Here is a 19,142-nt window from a genome sequence, read left to right on the forward strand (position 1 = left end):
CCATCTACCCGGCCTGCTCTGGCAGCGGCGCATAGGCCGCCTGGAGCAGCTCGGTCGCGACCGGCGGATCGGCCGCCCGCACGCCCAATATGTCGCGCAGGTGCGGCACCCGGGCAATCACTGCCCCGGCGACGAGCATCGACATCAGCGACAATGCCAGCAGGGGAAGGCCGTGTACGCCCTGGCTTGCCCACAGGCCGAACACGAGCGGATGCCAGAGATACACGAACAGGCTGTCGCGGCCGACACCGGCGATCAGCGGCAGGTTGAGGGCCATCTGTCGAACCCGCGGGAGCAGGAGGATCAGCGGCACGCACAGGATCAGTTCGGCTGCCACTTCGTCGGCGCGCGCGGGATGTTCGTAAAGCCGGCACCACCAGAGCAGTCCGATCATCGCGAGCAGCAGCGGCACTTCGCGGATCGACGCGTTGAACGGCCGGCGCGCCACCCACATGCCGAAGGTGAAATAAATCGGGTAGGTGAAATAACGGTGATCAGGCACCCACGCCTGATGTTCCTCGATATTATACCCGACGCCAAAAAAATACATCGCAGCGATGCTCACCGGCACGGCGATCGCCAGCATTCTCGTTGGATCGAGCCGGCATGCCCGCGCGGCGAAGATGAAGGCCATCATCACCGGCACGAACCACAGATGGAATGGCGGCCTGAAGATGACATTCAGCGGGGCGAACGGGTTGAGCGCGCCAACGATGGTGAGGTGGACCGCGCAGGCCACGATCCAGGGAAGGATCAGCCTGCCATAATATTTCTGGAACAGCGCCGGCAGCGTCAACGACCGAGCCTGTTCGAGATTGAACATATAGCCGGTCAAGCCGATGAAAACCGGCATCCGGAACCCGAAGCCGAGCCAGGTCAGGAAGTTCTCGCGTTGCGATAGCTCGGAAAAATGGCCGAGCATGACGAAAAGGACCAGCAGTCCACGAAAGACGTCGACGCTGGCATTCCGCCCGTCGCTCGCGCGGTGCGGGATTGATTCCATTGCAACATCCCGCCCCGTCATACCCGGTTCTAACCGGATGATCGTCAGGGAAGGGTTAACGAGCGCGCACTGCGATTTTTGCCTGCACGGTCGCCACGCCATAGCGCGCCGAAAACACTCTGGACCCTTCGTGTTGAATTGTGTGTGTCAGAGTTCCGCGTAAAGTCTGTACTGCGTTCGCGGGGCTATGAACTGGAGGGATCGGTGTCGATTGTTGATGTCCTTATCGTCGCGGCCATATCGGTGCAGGCGTCATCAATGGCTCGGACCATTGAATGGGAACGGATCTGGGATCAGCCTGACACGGCTACCATCTATGTCGACCGCGCCAGCATTGCCGGATCGGGAGACTTGCGCTCGATTTCGACGCGCACTGTCTACAGGGGTGATCTGCCCGAAGGCTATATCGCCGAGCGTATCCGCACCGAAGAGTTCGATTGCAAGCGCCATGTATCGCGGATTCGGCACGTGGAGATCCTTGCGGCCGACGGTCGCGCGCCGGAGGTGATCAACTGGTTGCCCGGCGAGACAGAATGGATGCCGGACGAGCCTGATTCGCTGGGTGGGAGTAAGATCGAAATTGCCTGCGGCCTCTCGGCTGACGAACTGAAGTAACGTTGCGCTGGTGGCAGCTCCCGGCGCTTCCGAAGATAGCCAGCGCCGGGCCTGGCGCTGGCTATGATCGTATGTCGGCGCTTATTCGGCCGCAATCGGCTCCACTGGCCTGTCGTCATTGGCCGCGGGCGCTGCCGCCTGCAGCGCCAGCCCTTTTTCGGACAACAACATGCCGATCAGCGACTGCAGCATACCGCCGCCGCCCTCACTACCGCTGTTGATCTGCACGCGCGGTACGATTTCCACGCCTGAGGTCTCGAGCGCCTCGGCGACGCGTTCGACGATCTGGCGGGTGAGCTGGAACTGCGCACCGCCCGATGCCGTCACCTGGCGCTCGATCGCATCTGCGGTCGCGAGACCGGTCTTGGTGATGCGCTCGGCATCGGCGCCCGCTATCGCCACGATCTTGGCCGCTTCGCCTTCGCCGGTGAGCCGGATACGGTCGGATTCAGCCTGGGCCATCGTCCGGGTGCGGTCGGCATCCTGCTGGGCGCGCTTCGCCGCGGCCTTGCCCTCATTCTCCTGGATCGTGATCGAGAGCTCGGACTGGGTGATGCCGGTCTGCTGCTGCGCCCGCGCTTCGGCCTCGCGCAACGTACGCTCGCTGTCGGCAGCGGTCTGCTGCTTCTTGTAGGTATCGACCTTCTCGGCCGCGACCTGCCGCTGGCGCAGCTGATTCAGGACCTGCTCGATCTGGTCGTTCCCTTCGTGCGCGCGGGGCGTGCCGATCAGCACCTCCTGCATTTCGAGGTTATAATGCGAGAATTTGCCGCGCATCTCCTCGCCGGCCTGTTCCTGTATCTCACTGCGCTCCTGGAGCAGCTCGATCAGGGTCTTCTTCTGGGCGACGTTCTTGAAATAGGCCGAGACCATCGGATCGAGCGTCTGCTCGACCAGCTTCTTGATGTCGCCGAAGCGCTGGATGACCAAAGGTGCCTTGCGATAATCGATATGGACCACGACCGAGAGCGGCAGGGTCGGCTCGAATGCATCCTTGGTGATGAGGTTCACCTCGGACAAATTCTCGTCGAGCTTGTGCTGCCCGGTGGTCGCCTGATCCCATTTCAGGATGAAGTTGGTGGTCGGGACGATCACGACTTTGCCGGCATAGGTGTTGAAGGCATATTTGCCTGGCAGCAGCGGTTCGCTCCACACGCCGCGACTGCCGCGCGCGACGAGCTCGCCGTGGCGATATTCGTCGCCCGATGTATCGGTGCCGCTGTCGCCGGTATAGGAGATGACGACGCCGACATGGCCGACCTCGACGATCGTCTTGGCGACCATCTCGACCGTCGCGAACAGCCGGTTGATGAAATAGCTGCCCTCGACAAGCACCTGCAGCTGCCGACCACGGCGCCCGCCCGCCGCCAGGAACTTTTCGGGGTCCTGGAAGGAGTTGTGGAAAGTCGCTGAGTCTGCCTGATCGACACCGACCTGTGGCGCGATGATATGGTCCGAGGTCAGCGCAGCGCCGTCATGGACGGTGACGATGCCGATCATGTCATCGGCGCCCTTGATCACGACTGCACAGAAGCCGCCGCGCTCCTCGATGACATTCTTCATGTCCTCGAACAGCCCCGCATCATGATTTTCGAGCAGCAGCCCATAGATCCGCTCGGCGGTGATTACGACGAACTGCGCCAGGTTGATGGCATAGGTGCCCTCGCGCAGGATGGCGCGTTGCGGGCCCTTCTGGCCGCCGCCCGTCAGAAAGGCGCGGACGTCGAGATAGTCGGCGGTGCCGACATTGCTGGCGAGCGTCTGGGTCGCGTTCAGCGGCGCGCCGTCGCGCGCGAACACATAGCCGATCTGACCCTGCGGAATGGTGACCAGCGACTGGACATGGACGCGGTACTGGAACGGGAAGAAGAAGTGATAACCGCCGCGCAGTACATCGGGCTGGAATCCTGCTTCGCCATTGAGCGCGATAAGACCGCTCGTAATGGAGCCGCTACGACTCCACAGTTTTTCGACGATTGCGACTCGGTTGTTGTCGACATAGCGTACACAGCGGGACGCCAGGATTAAGACGAGCAAAGTGAGCACCGCGACACCGACGGCGCCGAGCATATAGAGATTAGTCATGGTGAGGTTGATCCCCGAGGTTGAAGCGAGATCGCTTCACGACATGAACATGTCGTGCTCTCTATTTACGCCTCCGAAATGGCCCGGTCTAGCGAATCCGGACGGCCGATACGTGCAATTTCAGCAAGTGCGTGTTTACAAAATGGCGTTCGGATCATCGCCATATTTGCTGGCGATATACCCAGCCATGGTCTGGGCTTTTTGGGTGGCGGCTGTGCCGGTGTCCCGGGCAAGATCGTCGAGTCGCTGTGCGAAGTGGCTGAGCGTCTCGGCGGCGAGGCGGCTGACTTCCCGTTGCTGTTCGCCCTGCGCTGAAGCAAAGGCACCCGCGTAGGTGCTGGCTGCCTTGTCCAGATCGAGCGCAACCTGCTGGTAGCGTTCGTCGCCATGATGCCATGCCGCGTCCGTGATCATGTGCAGCGCTGAGCGGATCGCGGGGTCGGCCGCCATCGCACCGAGCATGCCAACCGAATGGGCGAGTGCCTGTTGGGATCTGATCGCGGGATTCTTGCCGAGGCGCGTCAGACGTCGGTTGCGCCGCGCGCGTCCGACCAGACCCGCCACGGCGGCGATGCCGGTGCCAGCGACGGTGATGCTCGCGTAGAGCAGGATGAAATACAGGCTGACGCGCGGCAATAGCGAGAAGGCGCCATCGGCTGTGCCATGGTCGAGGACATAGACGATAAGGGCGACGATCAGGAGCAAGAGATAGGCCGGGACGCCGAGATGGATCATCAGGCCGGCCACGAACTTCCAGAGCGCGATTCCGGGTGGCGCGGCCCGATCGGGGCTGGAGCGGACTTCAACGCGCTTCATGGTCGTGCCGTCCTTCCGACTCGATGGCGGCTGACTAGCCGATTTGAACCCGGCAGTAACCTCAGGCGAATTCAGGGAACCATGCGACCTGCGTTCATGGCGTAGCGAGACGATCGCGGACATTTCCGGTGATCATATCCAGTCCTCAGCGCTGAGTTCGTCGCACTGCCCGTCGGGAGCCGCAACCTTCCCGGCCAAGCTGGACGACAGGCGAAAAAAAGCTTTCGTGACGTCTTCGCGACGCGGCAAGGCGCTTTCCACCGAGTACCGAACGGCGCCGTGACGATCGAGAACGGAAATCTGCCAGTGCGACGATTGCCACAATGCGTGCAGGGCCGTGTCGTCCTGGATATAAATCAACGCCTTGCCGTGGTCGATTCCGCTCAAGATCCTGATCGAGGGCAGGCTGATGCTGCCGTCGTCATGTTCCAGCCGGATCGTGCCTTTCCAGTCGGCTTTCTTCAGATCGATTTCCAGCGAGAGCGATTCCGGATCACCCAGAGCCTCGTCGGGCTTCCGCACAGTCCACTTAAGCGACTGGCCGTATTCCGTGAACTGAAGGGAACGTTGTTCGACATGCACGATGCGCGGAAAGGTATTGAGGCCGGGGGTTTCGACGGTTTGCGAAATGTCCATATGAGCCCCGGAGGCCAGATTCTCCTTGACCTCACAGCCCCAGCCATAGGGCGCGACCGCTTGCTGCGGCGAGACGAGGATCAGTGAAATCCATGCGAAGCCAAGCATTACCGTAACTCCCGTTTGCGCGAACGAGCAGCGTCCGAAATGAGTGCGCCGAACCCGGCCATGTCAATGGGTTGTCGCGCACGGACCGATATTTACACCGGCTGCTCGGCCATCACCCGTGTCCGCAACAGATACAGCGGCACCGCGCTGATAATCAGCACGAAGCACAGCTCGTTCGCCTCTCGTCCGGTGCCGACAAGGACCCAGCCGCAGAAGAGCAGCCCGAGCACCGCTGCGATCCGGGCGACGCCGAGCCGGAGCGCGGCCGCGCACGCGCCGACATAAAGCCACATCGTGGCTGCCGCCGTCATTCTGAGCATGAAGTCCAGCACATTGCCCGCCCCGATTACACCGCTCAGGATCAGGACGCTCGCGCACAGGCTGGTGAAGAGCAGCACGCCGGCCGGTACATCGCGGCTGTTGGTGCGGCCGATCCAGCGCGGCAACAGGTCGGCGCGCGCCATGCCGAGCGGGACCTCGCCCTGGACCAGGATCCAGCCATTGAGCGCGCCGACCGCGGCGATCACAGTGAAGCCGGCGACGGCAAGCTCGGCACCGCGGCCGAGAAAGGTGCCGACGAACATCGAGATTGGCGCCGGCGCATCGCGCACAACCGCTTCGGGGAGGGTGAAGATGACCCCCGAGCAGACAATGATATAGAGCAGGCCGGTCAGAATGCCGCCGGCAAGCGTCGCGCGCACGACGTTGATCTCGGGGCGGTCGACTCGCTCGGCTGCGACGCTGGCGCTTTCGAACCCGACGAGCGCGTAAAAGGCCAGGGCGAGGGCGGGGGTGATGCCGTTGCCGCTGAACCCCGCATGGGAGCCTGGATCGCCTGGCCACGTCACCATGCCGGTCCAAAGCGCGAAGAGGATCAGGACTACCAGCACGAGCGGCAGGACCTTCAATATCGTCGTCGCAACCTGGAACCGGCCAGCCGCGCGCGCGCCACCCAGATTGAGCAAGGTGAGCGCCCAGATCACCGCCACCGCCCCAAGTGCCTGCGGCAACGCCGGCGCGAGGAAGGGCAGGAATACGGCGAGGTACCGCACGGCGGTCAGCGCGATGATCGCATTGGCTGACCAGATGCCGACCCAATAGCTCCAGCCGATCAATACGCCCGGCAAGGGGCCGAGCACGCGTCCAGTGATCGCGATCCCGCCCGGCGCATCGGGCATGGCGATCGCGAGCCGCGAGAGCACCCAGGCGAGCAGCACGGTGCCTGCGATCCCGGCACCCCAGGCGGCAACGCCAGTCCAACCATAGGGCGCGAGTTGCGAGGGCAGGACGAAGATGCCCGATCCGATCATCCCGCCCACCACAAGGGCGGTCGCGGTCCAGAAGCCGAACGGTCGGATTGGCGATGTCGTCATCATGCCCCCTTGCGAAGGGGCAACTAAGCACGGTTAGGGCGCGGTGACCATCGCGTCTGAAAGCCTGTCACCAAACCAGCTTGGGCCGCCGAAAACCCATTGCCGCCCACGCAGCCAGCAATTTGATCATGAAACGCGCCGGGTGCCGCGGATAGGTTGGCAGATCGTCCCGGAAAACATGGCCGGTCGGCAGATCCTTCGCCATGACCCCCATTTCGAGCGGCGGCGCGTCCTCGGGCAAACGATCGCGATACAGGGTCAGCCAGTGCCCGCTGGTGAAATCGAGGAACATCGGCGTGTTGCAGCACGCCGCCACCACACGGCGGGTAGTGGAGGCCTCGGTGACCCGATACGCGTGCAGATTCTCTCCGCCGCGCACGATCTTCACCCGGTCCTTTCGAAACAGGCAATAGTCGATGCCGCCATCGCCGTTGAGAACGGCAGGCGCGCCCGGCATCTGCTCGAACTGGCGAGCGGCCGACCGGCAGCTTGCGCAATAACAGACCGCGCTCAGGATCGGCGCGCGGACCGCCTCGAGCGCTACCCGACCACAAGTGCAGGGCGCGGAGAATGGGATTGCCGCTGTCATCGGTTGCCGATCATCATGTGATTGCCCTCGCTGTCGCGAAAGGCGGCCACGGTCCGTCCTGGCTGCCAGGCGGGGCTATGCGGCTCCACAAGGATTTCGACACCCTGCGATCTCAGCCGTTCGACCGTGGCAGGGACATCGTCATCGACCAGCACCAGCACGGGTTCATCAGAGGGATCTTCCCTGGCGCGCACGAGATGCAGCGTTGTGTCGCTCTCAGGGAAACCAAGTTCGATCCACCGCCACCCATCGTTCCCCATCGGTGCGTCTGCCGCCACCGTGCAGCCGAGATTGTGGACATAAAATCGTTTTGCCCGCGCTTGGTCTCGCACCGGAAGCTCAGCGAACTGAATATGCATGGCGCACTCCGCAACAAACTGGACGGTCCAGTCTAGTTATCGAAACTAGACTCGTGAGTATGGTAATGTCAATCAGGAGCCTTGAGGGACCCGATATCCATGACGAGCGGCACCACGGGGAACGATCAGCCCGCCAACGAAGGCGGCGGACGCACCGCGCGAAAACGCAAGGCGATCCTGGAGGCGGCGGCCACGATCTTCCTCAGGGACGGCTATCTAAGCGCCGGCATGGACGAGATTGCGCTGCTCGCCGATGTTTCGAAGCAGACGGTCTACAAGCAGTTCACCAGCAAGGAGGCGCTTTTCATCGAGATCGTCACGGGCCTGACCAACGAGGCCAGCGACGTGGTGCATGGCGTCTTTCCGGAGTTGGATCCGGGCGATGACCTGCGCGCCCATCTCGAGGATTATGCCTGCCGGCAGCTCGGCATCGTCCTCACTCCCAGGCTCATGCAGTTGCGCCGCGTCGTGATCGGCGAGGTCAGCCGGTTCCCGGAACTCGGCAAGGCCCTGTACGAAAGCGGTCCAAAACGCGCGATGGCGGCTATGGCGACGACGTTCCGGCGCCTGGCCGATCGCGGACTGCTGCGGATCGAAGACGCGGCGGTCGCTGCGTCGCACTTCAACTGGCTGGTGATGTCGCAGCCCTTGAACCAGGCCATGCTGCTTGGCGACTCCGGAATCCCGGAGCCGGCGGCGCTGCGCAATCATGCCGCCGACGCGGTACGCGTATTTCTGGCGGCCTACGGGACGCGCTGAGCCGCGGTCACGGGAAATGCCTCAGCGCTGTGCCTCGAGAGCCGCCGCGATAGCCGATCGCCACTCCTCCGCGCTCGCGGCGTCCTTCTGTCCAAGCGCCATCACCTCGGCGCTTGCCTGTGCGGTCAGTGCGGTGCGTGTATAGCTGACCCGGGCCCGTGTGCCGGCTCCTTCCTGAAACAGGCGCACGTCGATCACCGTGGCCACCATTCCGGGGATGACGGCGACATATTGCATGCGGCCATGATCGAGATCGAACAGGGTGTTGACCCAAACGCTGTCATGGGCGCCGTGCCGGACGGTGAAGACCGCGCCTTCCCGATCTTCGGCCGGGCGCGGATACAGGAAAACCGGATTCCATGACGGTCCAGCCCAGCTGCGCTCGCCCTCGGGCCCGAACAGCGGCGCGGCGCGCGCCAACGGCGCATCGATGGTGAATTCGAAGCTGTTGCTGACATGGGCGGGCATCTCGGCCGGGGCGATGATTACCGGGGGCGTTGCGGGGATCATGGAGCTTCCTTGAGGCTATGGCTGTCCACTGCACGCAGCTGCAGGCCGTATAGGTCGGTAAATTGGGCAATCACGGCGACGCTTTCGGCCGAGAAGGCGCATTTGCCTTCGAATGCGTGGAGCACGATGCCTTCGAGCAAGTCGCCAAGGGACATGTCGTTCAACTCGGCCACGGCTTTGAGCACCTTGAGCAGCCGCTTCTCCAGCCGGACGCCGGTCTGCACGCGCTCCACCAATATGGGGGAATGGGGTTTGTTCTCGCTCATCACGCTATCTTGGTACATTGGTACCAAAGGCATGTCCAGCGAGCTTTGGGCCTGGGCGCAGTTCAGCAAGATCGATCGAGCGCCGTCCTGTGGTAGCGGTCTAACTGGCCGCGCCACGGAGGATGGAATGACGAAAACGGCGCTCGAACACTATCACGCGCGGATGCAGCGTGTGCTCGATCATATCGAGCGCAATCTGGACGATGATCTTCGCCTGGACGTGCTGAGCGGTGTCGCCGCTTTCTCGAAGCATCATTTCCATCGCCAGTTCGCGGCGCTGTTCGGCGTTTCCGTCCATCGATATGTCCAGCTCGCCCGCATGAAGCGGGCATCCTATCGGCTGGCGTTCAGGGACGGCGATGCCATCACCGATATCGCGATGGACGCCGGCTATGAAGCGCCGGAATCCTTCGCCCGTGCCTTCAGGCAGCGGATCGGACAGCTGCCCTCGGACTTCCGGAAATCTCCCGATTGGGAGCCGTGGCTTGCGGCCTTCGGGCCACTCACGCAAGCAAGGAGCACCCGGATGAAGACCAGTTACACCAATGCCGATGTGGCGATTATCGACACGCCGTCGATCAATATCGCGCTGATGGAACATCGCGGCGACCCGGCGCGGATCGGCGATACCATCCAGCGCTTCATTGCCTGGCGCAAGGCGGAGGGATTGTCGCCGCGGACAAGCGCGACCTTCAACGTCTTCCATACCGATCCAAGAACCACGCCTGCGGAAGAGACTCATATCGATCTCTGCGCGGCGACCGATCGGCCGATCACCGGCACCGCGCACGGCGTGGGACAGGGGCTGATTCCGGGCGGGCGTTGCGCCAGGCTCCGTGTGACCGGCTCGAGCGACGATCTCGAGCCGGCCGCATCCTGGCTCTACCGCGATTGGCTGCCCGCGAGCGGGGAGGAGCCACGCGATTTCCCCTTTTACTGCCAGCGCGTCAGCTTCTTTCCCGATGTGCCGGAACATGAGGCGATCACAGATCTGTTTTTGCCGCTCTCCTGATCTGCCACATTTTATGTCAGACGCGATTTGCGCATAGATTGTAAGTAAGATACTGTAAATTAAAGGAATATGTATAATATCTATGCCGTCCGGCGTCGTTGGAACTGTCAAGACCCTACTGACATTTCCAACGCACGCGTCGATTCAATGTATCGCCGCCGCCGCTCTATAAGGCTCGCATGGCAAGCATGGACGCGATCGACTTCATACGAACCAATCTGCCGCTCGCGCCCGTGCCGGGCGTGCCGGAAATTGAACTGCACAAGGCTTCGCCCTCAAGCGGCCTAGGGCGGCTCGCGGCGCAGGATGCTGGATTCGGCTCGCCCTATTGGGCCTATTATTGGGCGGGTGGACTGGCGCTGGCCCGCCATATTCTCGATCACCCGGAGATCGTTGCTGGTCGCCGGGTGCTCGATCTTGGCGCCGGCTCGGGGCTGGTCGCGATTGCGGCAGCGAAGGCGGGCGCAAGGGCGGTAGTCGCGGCCGAGGTCGATCCTTATGCCGTTGCCGCGCTCGGCCTGAATGTCGCGCATAATGAGGTAGCTGTCTCGATTGACCATTCGGACCTGACCGCCGGCCCGTCGCCCGCCGCCGAGGTCGTGCTGGTCGGCGATCTCTTTTACGAGCCCAATCTTGCGGAGCGGGTCACTATGTTCCTCGATAGATGCGTTGCAGACGGCGCGAACGTCCTTGTCGGCGATCCGTGGCGCGCCTGGCTTCCCCAGTCACGCCTGCGGCTGCTCGCCGAGTATGAAGTCGCTGAGACGGACAGCCGCACCAAGGCGAGTGCGGTCTTTGCCTTCGAGCCCAAGCCTGCCTAGGAAGCCGGCATGGCATTCCTCGATCCCAATGAGCCGAACTGGCAGCAGGAAGGCAATCGCTGGCCGCCGCATCTGATCGAAGCGGCGCTTGCGTTGCACGACAACAAGCTTTCGGTCGCCGAGCCGTTGCTCCGCTCCTATCTCAAGGCCGATCCGTTCGACGTCCACGCCATCCGGATGCTGGCCGAGCTGGCCGGCCGGCTGGGGCGCTACAAGGACGCCGAGACGTTGCTGCGCCGCGCGCTCGAACTGAAGCCGGGCTTCACTGCGGCGCGGGCGAACCTAGCCGTTGCGCTGTACCGGCAGAACAAGTCGGCCGAAGCGGTCACCGAGCTCGACCGGGTGCAGAAGGACGAGCCCGACAATATCGGCCATGCTAATCTGAAGGCTGCGGCACTCAGTCGCATCGGTCGCTTCGACGAGGCCGCTTCGCTCTACCGGCAAGTCCTCGAACAGGCGCCGATGCAGCCCAAGGTGTGGACCAGCCTCGGCCATATCCTGAAGACAGTCGGCCGGCAGGCGGAGGGGATCGCGGCTTATCGCCGCGCGATCGAGATCATGCCCGAGCTGGGCGATGCGTGGTGGAGCCTCGCCAACCTCAAGACCGTGCGGTTCGACGATGCCGATGTCGCCGCAATGCAGGCGCAGCTCGCCCGTGACGATATTTCAGACGAGGACCGCTTCCATCTCGATTTCGCGCTCGGCAAGGCGTTCGAGGATCGCAAGGACGCAGCGCGGGCGTTCGATCATTATGCTGTTGGCAACGCTCTGCGGCGGACCAAGATCGTCTATGATGCCGAGGAGACCGGCAGGTTCGTCGCCGATAGTGTCGTCCTGTGTACGCCCGCATTCTTCTCCGCGCGAAAAGGCGCCGGGTGTCCGGCGCAGGACCCGATCTTCGTCATCGGCATGCCGCGGTCTGGATCAACGCTTGTCGAGCAAATCCTGTCCAGCCATCCGCTCGTCGAGGGAACATCGGAACTGCCCGATATCCCGGCAATTGCCCGCCGGATCGCGGACTATCCGAACGGCATCGCGGCGCTCACGCCCGCTCAACTCCGTGAAATGGGAGAGGAATATCTTCAACGTGCTGCGGTGCAGCGCCAGACGGACAAGCCCTTCTTCATCGACAAGCTGCCCAACAACTGGGTGCACCTGCCGTTCATCCACCTGATCCTGCCAGGCGCGAAGATCGTCGATGCGCGGCGTCATCCGCTCGGCTGCTGCTTCTCGAACTTCAAGCAGCATTTCGCGCGCGGCCAGGCGTTCAGCTATTCGCTTGAGGATATGGGGCGCTATTACCGCGACTATGTGCGGCTGATGGCGCATGTCGATGCGGTGCGGCCGGGCCTCGTCCACCGCGTGATTTACGAACGCATGGTCGACGATACCGAGGCTGAAGTGCGCGCATTGCTCGCGGCATGTGGCCTCGAGTTCGATCCCGCCTGCCTCGATTTCCACAAGACCGAGCGTGCCGTCCGCACTGCCAGTTCGGAGCAGGTGCGCCAGCCGATCTTTCGTGAAGGCACTGAAAGCTGGCAGCCTTTCGAGACCTGGCTCGGTCCGCTCAAACTGGCGCTTGGCGATGTTGTCCAGGCCTATCCGGAGGCGCCGCGCTTCGCTTAGGAACGTTGCAAAACTGTCACGATTGCGGACGGAAATGATTTCGCTGCCGTGTTGAGATTGACGAATGTTGCGCCTGCGAACACGTTCTTGTTCGCTCATGCCATGTCGTATCGGGGGCTCACGATGCACGCTACCAATCGCCGTTTCGCAATCGCCGCTTTGCTCGCATCCGCAAGCTTCGCCACGCCCGCCTTGGCGCAGTCAACGCCGTCGGCTGATACACAGGAAGCGACCGCGGGCAGCGAGCGCGACGACATCGTCGTCACCGCGCAGAAGCGCGAAGAGAGCATGCAGGATGTGCCGATCAGCATCCAGGCGATCGGCACCAAGAAGCTCGATCAGCTCAACATCACCAACTTCGCTGAATATGCGCAGTTGCTGCCGTCAGTGTCGTTCCAGGCGCTGGGCGGAACGCCCGGCACCAATGTCGTCTATATGCGCGGCGTCGCGTCGGGCGGTGACGGCAACCATTCGGGCTCGCTACCCTCGGTCGGCGTCTATCTCGATGAGCAGCCGGTCACGACGATCGGCGGTAACCTCGACGTCCATGTCTATGACATTGCCCGCATCGAGAGCCTCGCCGGGCCGCAGGGCACACTCTACGGCGCTTCGTCCGAAGCCGGCACGATCCGCATCATCACCAACAAGCCCGATACGACCGGTCTTTATGGCCGCGTCGACGGCGAGGTGAACACAGTCAACAAGGGCGGCGTCGGCGGCAAGCTGGAGGGCATGATCAACATGCCCTTCTCGCAGGATATCGCGCTGCGCGTGGTCGGCTTCTACCAGAAGGACGCCGGCTTCATCGATAACGTCGCGGGCACTCGGAGTTTCCTGCCCATTCCGGGAGGCATCACCGTCAACAACAATGCCTTCGTAAAGAAGGACTATAACGACACCGAACTCTGGGGCGGTCGCGCTGCACTGAAGATCGATCTGGACGACAATTGGACCGTCACGCCTGCGGTAATCTACCAGGACGAGCGCTCGCACGGCAGCTATGGCTTCGATCCCAGTCTCGGCGACCTCAAGGTCCAGCATTTCTTTCCGGAATTTCGCCGTGATCGCTTCATCCAGGCGGCGCTGACGATCGAAGGCAAGCTGGGCAATTGGGACCTGACCTATGCGGGCGCCTATCTCGACCGCAAGGATTTCTCCTCGAGCGATTACACCGACTATTCAGAGGCTTATGACTCGCTTTACTCGTCGGTTGGCGGACTTGCCGGTTATTTCTACTTCACCAACGCTGCCGGCCAGACGATCGACCCGCGCCAGAAGGTGATCGGCAGCGATCACTTCAAGAAGATGAGCCAGGAATTCCGCGTCGCTTCGCCGCAGGACGAGCGTTTCCGGATTGTCGCGGGTGCCTTTTATCAGCGTCAGAGTAACGACATCCATCAGGATTATCAGGTCGCGGGGCTTGCGCCGGCAATGTCGGTCAACGGTGTTCCGGGCACCTTGTGGCTGACCCAGCAGCACCGCGTGGACAAAGACTACGCCATGTTCGGGGAGGCGAGCTTCGACATCCTGCCGAACCTGACCCTGACGGGCGGCGGTCGTGCCTTCATCTATGACAACTCGCTGGTCGGCTTTTTCGGCTTCGGCCGTGATCCGAACGGCCCGCCCTACAATGCGGCCGGCAGCTCGCGCACCGGCGTCGCGGGCTGCTTCACCACAACGGGCGTGCAGCTGCGCGACAATCCAGGCGGCACGCTGCTTCCGGCCGCGGTGGCGGGTTCGCCCTGCACCAACCTCGGCACCATCTTCAACGGTCAGATTGTTCCCAAGGAGACTCAGGGCCAGGGCTTCACCCATAAGCTCAATCTGACCTGGAAGCCGGTCAAGGACGTGCTGTTCTACGGTACCTGGTCGCGCGGTTTCCGGCCGGGCGGCATCAACCGGCGCGGCACGCTGCCGCCTTATGCCGCTGATTATCTGACCAATTTTGAGATCGGTTGGAAGACGACCCTGTTCGATGGCAAGCTGCGATTCAATGGCGCGGTCTATCAGCAGGAATGGGATAAGTTCCAATTCTCCTTCCTCGGCCAGAACAGCTTCACCGAAATCCATAACGGCCCGGATGCGCGCATCCGCGGTGTGGAAATGGACGCGAACCTCAATCTCGGCCACCTCGTCCTGACAGCGGCGGGCTCCTATACCGACGCGAAGACGAAGAAGAATCTGTGCGCGACCGATGATCCGACCTACGTCTGTGCCGGGGGCATCGCCGCACCGGCTGGAACCCGGCTGCCGATCACGCCGCGATTCAAGGGGAACGCCACCGCGCGTTACACCTTCAATCTCGGCGACCTGAAGCCCTATCTCCAGGCCGTGGTCGCTCATCAGAGTTCCGCGTCATCCGATGTCCGGGTCGTCCAGGCCGCCCTCCTGGGCAGGATTGGGGGATATACGACAGCCGATTTCTCGGGCGGTATCGAGTTCGGTAAATACACCTTCGAACTGTATGTCGCGAATGCCTTTGACGAGCGCGCGCAGCTCTCGCGCTTCGAGGAATGCGGGGCCTGCTCGCAGCGGCCCTATATCGTGCCCAATACGCCGCGCACGATCGGCGCCCGGGTTGGCGCGAAGTTCTGATTTTGGACGGCGGGCTTCGGCCCGCCGCCTTTTTTCACGTCATTGATTCAAGCGAACGGGCATAGCGCGTATATCGCGTTGATACCGGTGTCATTCACTGCCATAGTCGTGCCGGGAAGAGCGAGGATAATCGCTTGCCGTCAGGAGAGCAGCGCGTGAATCAGGCCTTTCGCACATCCTTGAAGGTCGCCTTGAGCGTGTCGGTCGCGCTCGGCGCGATCGCGCCCGCCTGTGCGGCACCGGATCCGACGGGATTGCTGTTCCGAGCCTCCGCCGACAAGAGCCTCGCCGCTGAGACCGCCGGCGGCGACGCGGTGCCCAATTTCCAGAGCGACGTCGCCATCGTGCCGACCGGCAAATCCGGCGGCGCGATCCAGTGGCAGGATGGCGGCTATGTCGCCTGGCGCGCGCCCGGCAACATCTATGCGCAACGCGGCACGCTCTCCTTCTTCTGGCGGCCACGCACCCCGGTTGGCGAAGCGCCGTTCGTCCTGTTCCGCGCCGGCTTTGCCGATCACACAAGCTGGGACATGGCGTTCCTCCGGATCGACTGGAACGGGCACGGCTTCGACGCCTTCGTCACCGACGCGAACCTGGCGCGAAGCCGGGTGTCCTTTCGCATCGACCAGTTCCCCGCCGCCGACCAGTGGAAGCATATTGCCTTCGCTTGGGACGAGGCGGTCGGCGTGCGCCTGTTCGTCGATGGCAAGGAGGTCGCGCGCAAGGACGGCAAGGCTGATCTCGATGCCGGGCTCGACCAGTTCGGCCTCGCCGGCCGCATCATCTCGCCGCATCAGGTTCAGAGCCGCTATAACTTCATGCGCGGCAGCGATGTCGACGAGATCCGCGTCTATGATCATATGCTCGAAGGAGCGGACGTCGCCGCGCTGGCGGAGAACCGCGAGCCAACGCCCGCGCAGGCACCCGCTGAGTCGGCCCGCCGTGTCGAATGGTTGCACCGCTTCGGCTGGGATGCCGCGTCGCCGCCGGTGTTGGCAAGCGACCCAACCCGCATCCGCAAGGTCGAGTTCTCCGATGCGAAGGATTTGAAGGAATGGATGTGGAAAGGCGTCGATGGCATCGCCGAGACGACCTGGCCCGGCGTCTACAACCGTTCGCGCCTGCCCGGCCGCGATGACTATTTCGAGCTGCCGGACTGGAACACCTATGTCGAAGGCGGCAAGAATTACGACCTGACGGTGCCCGCCGGCGAGCGCTTCAACCGGATCGAGATTCGCGGCGCAGCCTACGGTACGCTGAGCTATTCGGCAGACGGCGCGGCCTACAACCCACTCGCGAAGCGCCCGTCCGGCGAAGTCCGCAGTGTCGACAGCTTCACCGAGAAGACCGGCGGCAGGCTGCGCTTTGCCAATGTGGCGCAGGAGACGCCGATCCAGGAAATCTGGGCCTACGACGTGGACAAGGGCGCTGAACCCGAGGGCTCGTTCAAGCTCAGCTACACGGTGCAGTCGAACGCGGCGCCAGCCTATGCAGCGCTCGCTTCGCTCAACACCTATATCGCCGGCCGCTATCCGGCCGATGAGCGCACCACCGTGGTCGCGCTGCCGGCAGGCGCGTCCGCCGGTCGTGCTGCGGCCGGGGCGGGAAATGCTGCAGCTGCGACCGCAGCAATCCGCGGCGAAGATGCCGCGCCGGTCGTCCATATCCTGATCCCCTCAGGCTTTGGCGACGCTCTGCCCGGCAAGCCGCTCGCCCGCGCCTGGAACTATGGCTGGGAGAATGTCCATGACGGGCTCGACGGCATCGCGCTGGATGTCCCGGCGCTGAAGGCGACACCGGGTAAGGACGGGCTCATCCCGCTCAATATCCGTATCAAGGACCCAATCTGGCCCGGCCGCGACATGATCGACGTATCGGTCTCGGTGCGCCCTGGCGAGAAGCGAACGCTGTGGCTCGATCTGCGCGACCGCATCCTGACGGCTGACAGTCTGTTCCTGACTATCGCCTCCGCCGCGTCCGATTTCGGCGCCAATTCGCTCGACGGGATGAACATCCGCCTGGTCTTCAAGGACCGCGCCGCCGCACTCCCCGAGCATATTGCCGACCGCTTCAACCAGGTGAAAGACAATTGGGGCTTCCTCGTCGAGGAACATACCGCCTCCAAGCGCGAAGGCCTGTTCCGCCGCCTCTATGGCGACATCACTGATCTGTTCCGCGTCGATCCCGACAATCTCGAGGCGCGGCGCTACTGGGCCGATATCAGCTATGGCGCGACCGGCTTTCCGCCCTTCACTCAGCCGACCCCGCCCGCCGGCGTGCCGCTCTGGGCCTTCCGCCAGCTTGAGGACCTGAAGCTGGTCAAACAGTTCGCCGACTGGTGGATCGACAAGCGCCAGGTGCCCTATGGCGATTTCGGCGGCGGCATCTCCGACGATGTCGACCTGACCCAGCAATGGCCTGGCCTCGCGCTAATGGGAGTTGAGCCCGACAAGGTGAATGCCTCGCTCCGCGCGCTCTCCGACGCGGTCTACACCAACGGCATGCGCACCAACGGGCTGGGCACGATCACCACTGACGAGCTCCATGCCTATGAGGAGGGGCTCAACAGCGACGCCGCACGGCTCTACCTGAACTGGGGCGAGCCCAAATCGGTCGAGCGGCTGATGGCGACGACCAGGGCGCTGACCGGCGTGATCCAGCCCAATCCAGCCGGGCACATGCACTTCGTCTCAAACTGGTATGGCGGCCGCAAGATCTACCGCGAGGGCGCGTGGGAGTGGCAGAAGCCTTACAGCTTCACTGTGATGCACGGGCCGATCCTGATGGGCCTCTACAACGCCAACCCGACCGCGCGGGGGCTTGTGACGGGGGTGATCGATGGCTGGATGGCGCACGGCAAGCAGGATGCGCAAGGCAACTGGAGCTACCCCAACGAGATCAACTGGCGCACCGATGCCGAGCGTGTCGGCGATGGCGGCGGCGTCTCGACACCGCTGCAATCGGCCTGGGCAGCGTGGCGCTTCACCGGGGACGAGAAATATCTGCGGCCCGTGCTAGGGCGCACAGCGAAGAGCGGCCCGGGCTCGCTGTCGGATCTCAACGAGAATGTCGTCGATGTGCTCGGCCATGCCAAAGACTGGGGCAAGAAGCTGGTCGACAAGGCCGATGATGGTGGCGCGTTCGAGCGCTACTCCGCCTGGAACCAGACTGGCGACGCCAAATGGCTCGAGGCGCTCCACGCCGACGCGATCGCCGACAAGAGCCAGCACATGTACATGTACACCGAGGGCCATTGGTGGTCCGACCGCGTCGACCAGCCCAATGAGATCCTCCAGCGCGAACGCCTCGGCGGCATCGCGCTGCGGCGGAACCAGACCTGGCCCGGCAACACGGTGAGCTGGCGGTTCGCTGAGGCCGGCGGCGCCGAGCAGGTCGCGATTCTCGTGCCTGGCGCGACGCCCGATCACTTCAAGGTTATCGCTCATAATGTCGGCGATCGGCCGCAGCATGCCGATATGTCGGCCTGGAATGTCGCGGCCGGGCGCTGGAAGATGAAAGGCCCAGGCGGCGAGCGCGAGCTCGATCTCGAGCGCAGCGCATCGGTGCCGGTCGATTTCGCGCCGGGTGCAACGACTCTCGAATTCACATTGGTCAAGGCCGGTGCGCCGACAGACCAGCGCGCCGATCTCGGCATCGGGGCCGACGATGTGGTGGTGAAGGGACGGGCGGTTACCGTCACAGTCCACAGCCTCGGCGCGCTCGATGTCGCCGGTGGCACGGCGAGGCTTGAAGACAGCGCGGGGAAGGTGCTTGCCACTGCCGCGGTGCCCGCCCTTGCCGCGCCGCGCGACCTGTTGCCGAAGACAGCGCAGGTGCGGTTGACGATTCCGGCCGGTGGCACTGCGGGCCTGCGCGTCCGCGTTACGCTGGCGGAAAATGCGCCTGAGACGACGATGCTGAACAATGTCGTCTCCTTGCCTCGATAAGCCGCGCGATGTGCGCGCGATA

General features: G+C 63.2%; 16 protein-coding genes. 7 read left to right on the forward strand and 9 right to left on the reverse strand.

Features of this window, described 5'->3' with window-relative positions; genetic code table 11:
- Positions 1–4 precede the first annotated feature (4 nt).
- Positions 5–1,003: an acyltransferase family protein gene (locus AC1DVS_RS24340; RefSeq protein ID WP_478027082.1), complete on the reverse strand. Its 999-nt coding sequence runs from the start codon at positions 1,001–1,003 to the stop codon at positions 5–7.
- Between the two features lie 204 nt (positions 1,004–1,207).
- Between AC1DVS_RS24340 and AC1DVS_RS24345 the strand changes: the two genes are divergently transcribed.
- Complete coding sequence (locus AC1DVS_RS24345; RefSeq protein ID WP_478027083.1) at positions 1,208–1,618, forward strand: surface-adhesin E family protein; 411 nt, start codon at positions 1,208–1,210, stop codon at positions 1,616–1,618.
- 81 nt (positions 1,619–1,699) lie between these two features.
- Here AC1DVS_RS24345 and AC1DVS_RS24350 read toward each other — a convergent pair whose 3' ends face one another.
- From AC1DVS_RS24350 to AC1DVS_RS24375, 6 genes are all read right to left on the reverse strand, one after another.
- Positions 1,700–3,703, reverse strand: coding sequence for an SPFH domain-containing protein (locus AC1DVS_RS24350; protein ID WP_478027084.1), 2,004 nt, complete (start codon positions 3,701–3,703; stop codon positions 1,700–1,702).
- Between the two features lie 135 nt (positions 3,704–3,838).
- Positions 3,839–4,519: a hypothetical protein gene (locus AC1DVS_RS24355; protein ID WP_478027085.1), complete on the reverse strand. Its 681-nt coding sequence runs from the start codon at positions 4,517–4,519 to the stop codon at positions 3,839–3,841.
- A 132-nt stretch (positions 4,520–4,651) separates the two neighbouring features.
- Positions 4,652–5,263, reverse strand: coding sequence for a hypothetical protein (locus AC1DVS_RS24360; protein WP_478027086.1), 612 nt, complete (start codon positions 5,261–5,263; stop codon positions 4,652–4,654).
- 92 nt (positions 5,264–5,355) lie between these two features.
- A complete protein-coding gene (locus AC1DVS_RS24365) occupies positions 5,356–6,636 on the reverse strand; it encodes an APC family permease (protein ID WP_478027087.1) in 1,281 nt (426 codons plus the stop codon).
- 67 nt (positions 6,637–6,703) lie between these two features.
- Positions 6,704–7,225: a GFA family protein gene (locus AC1DVS_RS24370; protein WP_478027088.1), complete on the reverse strand. Its 522-nt coding sequence runs from the start codon at positions 7,223–7,225 to the stop codon at positions 6,704–6,706.
- Entirely contained in the window at positions 7,222–7,584 is a 363-nt protein-coding gene (locus AC1DVS_RS24375; RefSeq protein ID WP_478027089.1) for a VOC family protein, read from the reverse strand. The genes AC1DVS_RS24370 and AC1DVS_RS24375 overlap by 4 nt, the downstream gene beginning before the upstream one ends.
- Positions 7,585–7,683: 99 nt before the next feature.
- Here AC1DVS_RS24375 and AC1DVS_RS24380 point away from each other — a divergent pair, with 99 nt between their 5' ends.
- Complete coding sequence (locus tag AC1DVS_RS24380) at positions 7,684–8,343, forward strand: TetR/AcrR family transcriptional regulator (RefSeq protein WP_478027090.1); 660 nt, start codon at positions 7,684–7,686, stop codon at positions 8,341–8,343.
- A gap of 21 nt (positions 8,344–8,364) precedes the next feature.
- Here AC1DVS_RS24380 and AC1DVS_RS24385 read toward each other — a convergent pair whose 3' ends face one another.
- Together AC1DVS_RS24385 and AC1DVS_RS24390 are read right to left on the reverse strand one after the other, a co-directional pair.
- A complete protein-coding gene (locus AC1DVS_RS24385; RefSeq protein WP_478027091.1) occupies positions 8,365–8,853 on the reverse strand; it encodes a hypothetical protein in 489 nt (162 codons plus the stop codon).
- Positions 8,850–9,119 (reverse strand): hypothetical protein, encoded by a 270-nt coding sequence (locus AC1DVS_RS24390; protein WP_478027092.1) that lies wholly within the window; start codon positions 9,117–9,119, stop codon positions 8,850–8,852. The genes AC1DVS_RS24385 and AC1DVS_RS24390 overlap by 4 nt, the downstream gene beginning before the upstream one ends.
- Before the next feature lie 127 nt (positions 9,120–9,246).
- On the opposite strand from AC1DVS_RS24390, the gene AC1DVS_RS24395 reads away from it, so the two are divergent.
- From AC1DVS_RS24395 to AC1DVS_RS24415, 5 genes are all read left to right on the forward strand, one after another.
- Positions 9,247–10,131 (forward strand): AraC family transcriptional regulator, encoded by an 885-nt coding sequence (locus AC1DVS_RS24395; RefSeq protein WP_478027093.1) that lies wholly within the window; start codon positions 9,247–9,249, stop codon positions 10,129–10,131.
- A gap of 179 nt (positions 10,132–10,310) precedes the next feature.
- Positions 10,311–10,952, forward strand: a complete 642-nt coding sequence (locus AC1DVS_RS24400; protein WP_478027094.1) for a class I SAM-dependent methyltransferase — start codon at positions 10,311–10,313, stop codon at positions 10,950–10,952.
- Between the two features lie 9 nt (positions 10,953–10,961).
- Positions 10,962–12,578 carry a tetratricopeptide repeat-containing sulfotransferase family protein gene (locus tag AC1DVS_RS24405; RefSeq protein WP_478027095.1) on the forward strand — a complete coding sequence of 539 codons (1,617 nt, stop codon included), beginning with the start codon at positions 10,962–10,964 and terminating at the stop codon, positions 12,576–12,578.
- A gap of 123 nt (positions 12,579–12,701) precedes the next feature.
- A complete protein-coding gene (locus AC1DVS_RS24410; protein ID WP_478027143.1) occupies positions 12,702–15,173 on the forward strand; it encodes a TonB-dependent receptor in 2,472 nt (823 codons plus the stop codon).
- A gap of 155 nt (positions 15,174–15,328) precedes the next feature.
- On the forward strand, positions 15,329–19,120 hold the full coding sequence (locus tag AC1DVS_RS24415; protein WP_478027096.1) for a LamG-like jellyroll fold domain-containing protein: 3,792 nt from the start codon (positions 15,329–15,331) through the stop codon (positions 19,118–19,120).
- Positions 19,121–19,142: the final 22 nt, after the last annotated feature.

The sequence above is a fragment of the Sphingomonas sp. P3_C5 genome, from assembly GCF_056402635.1.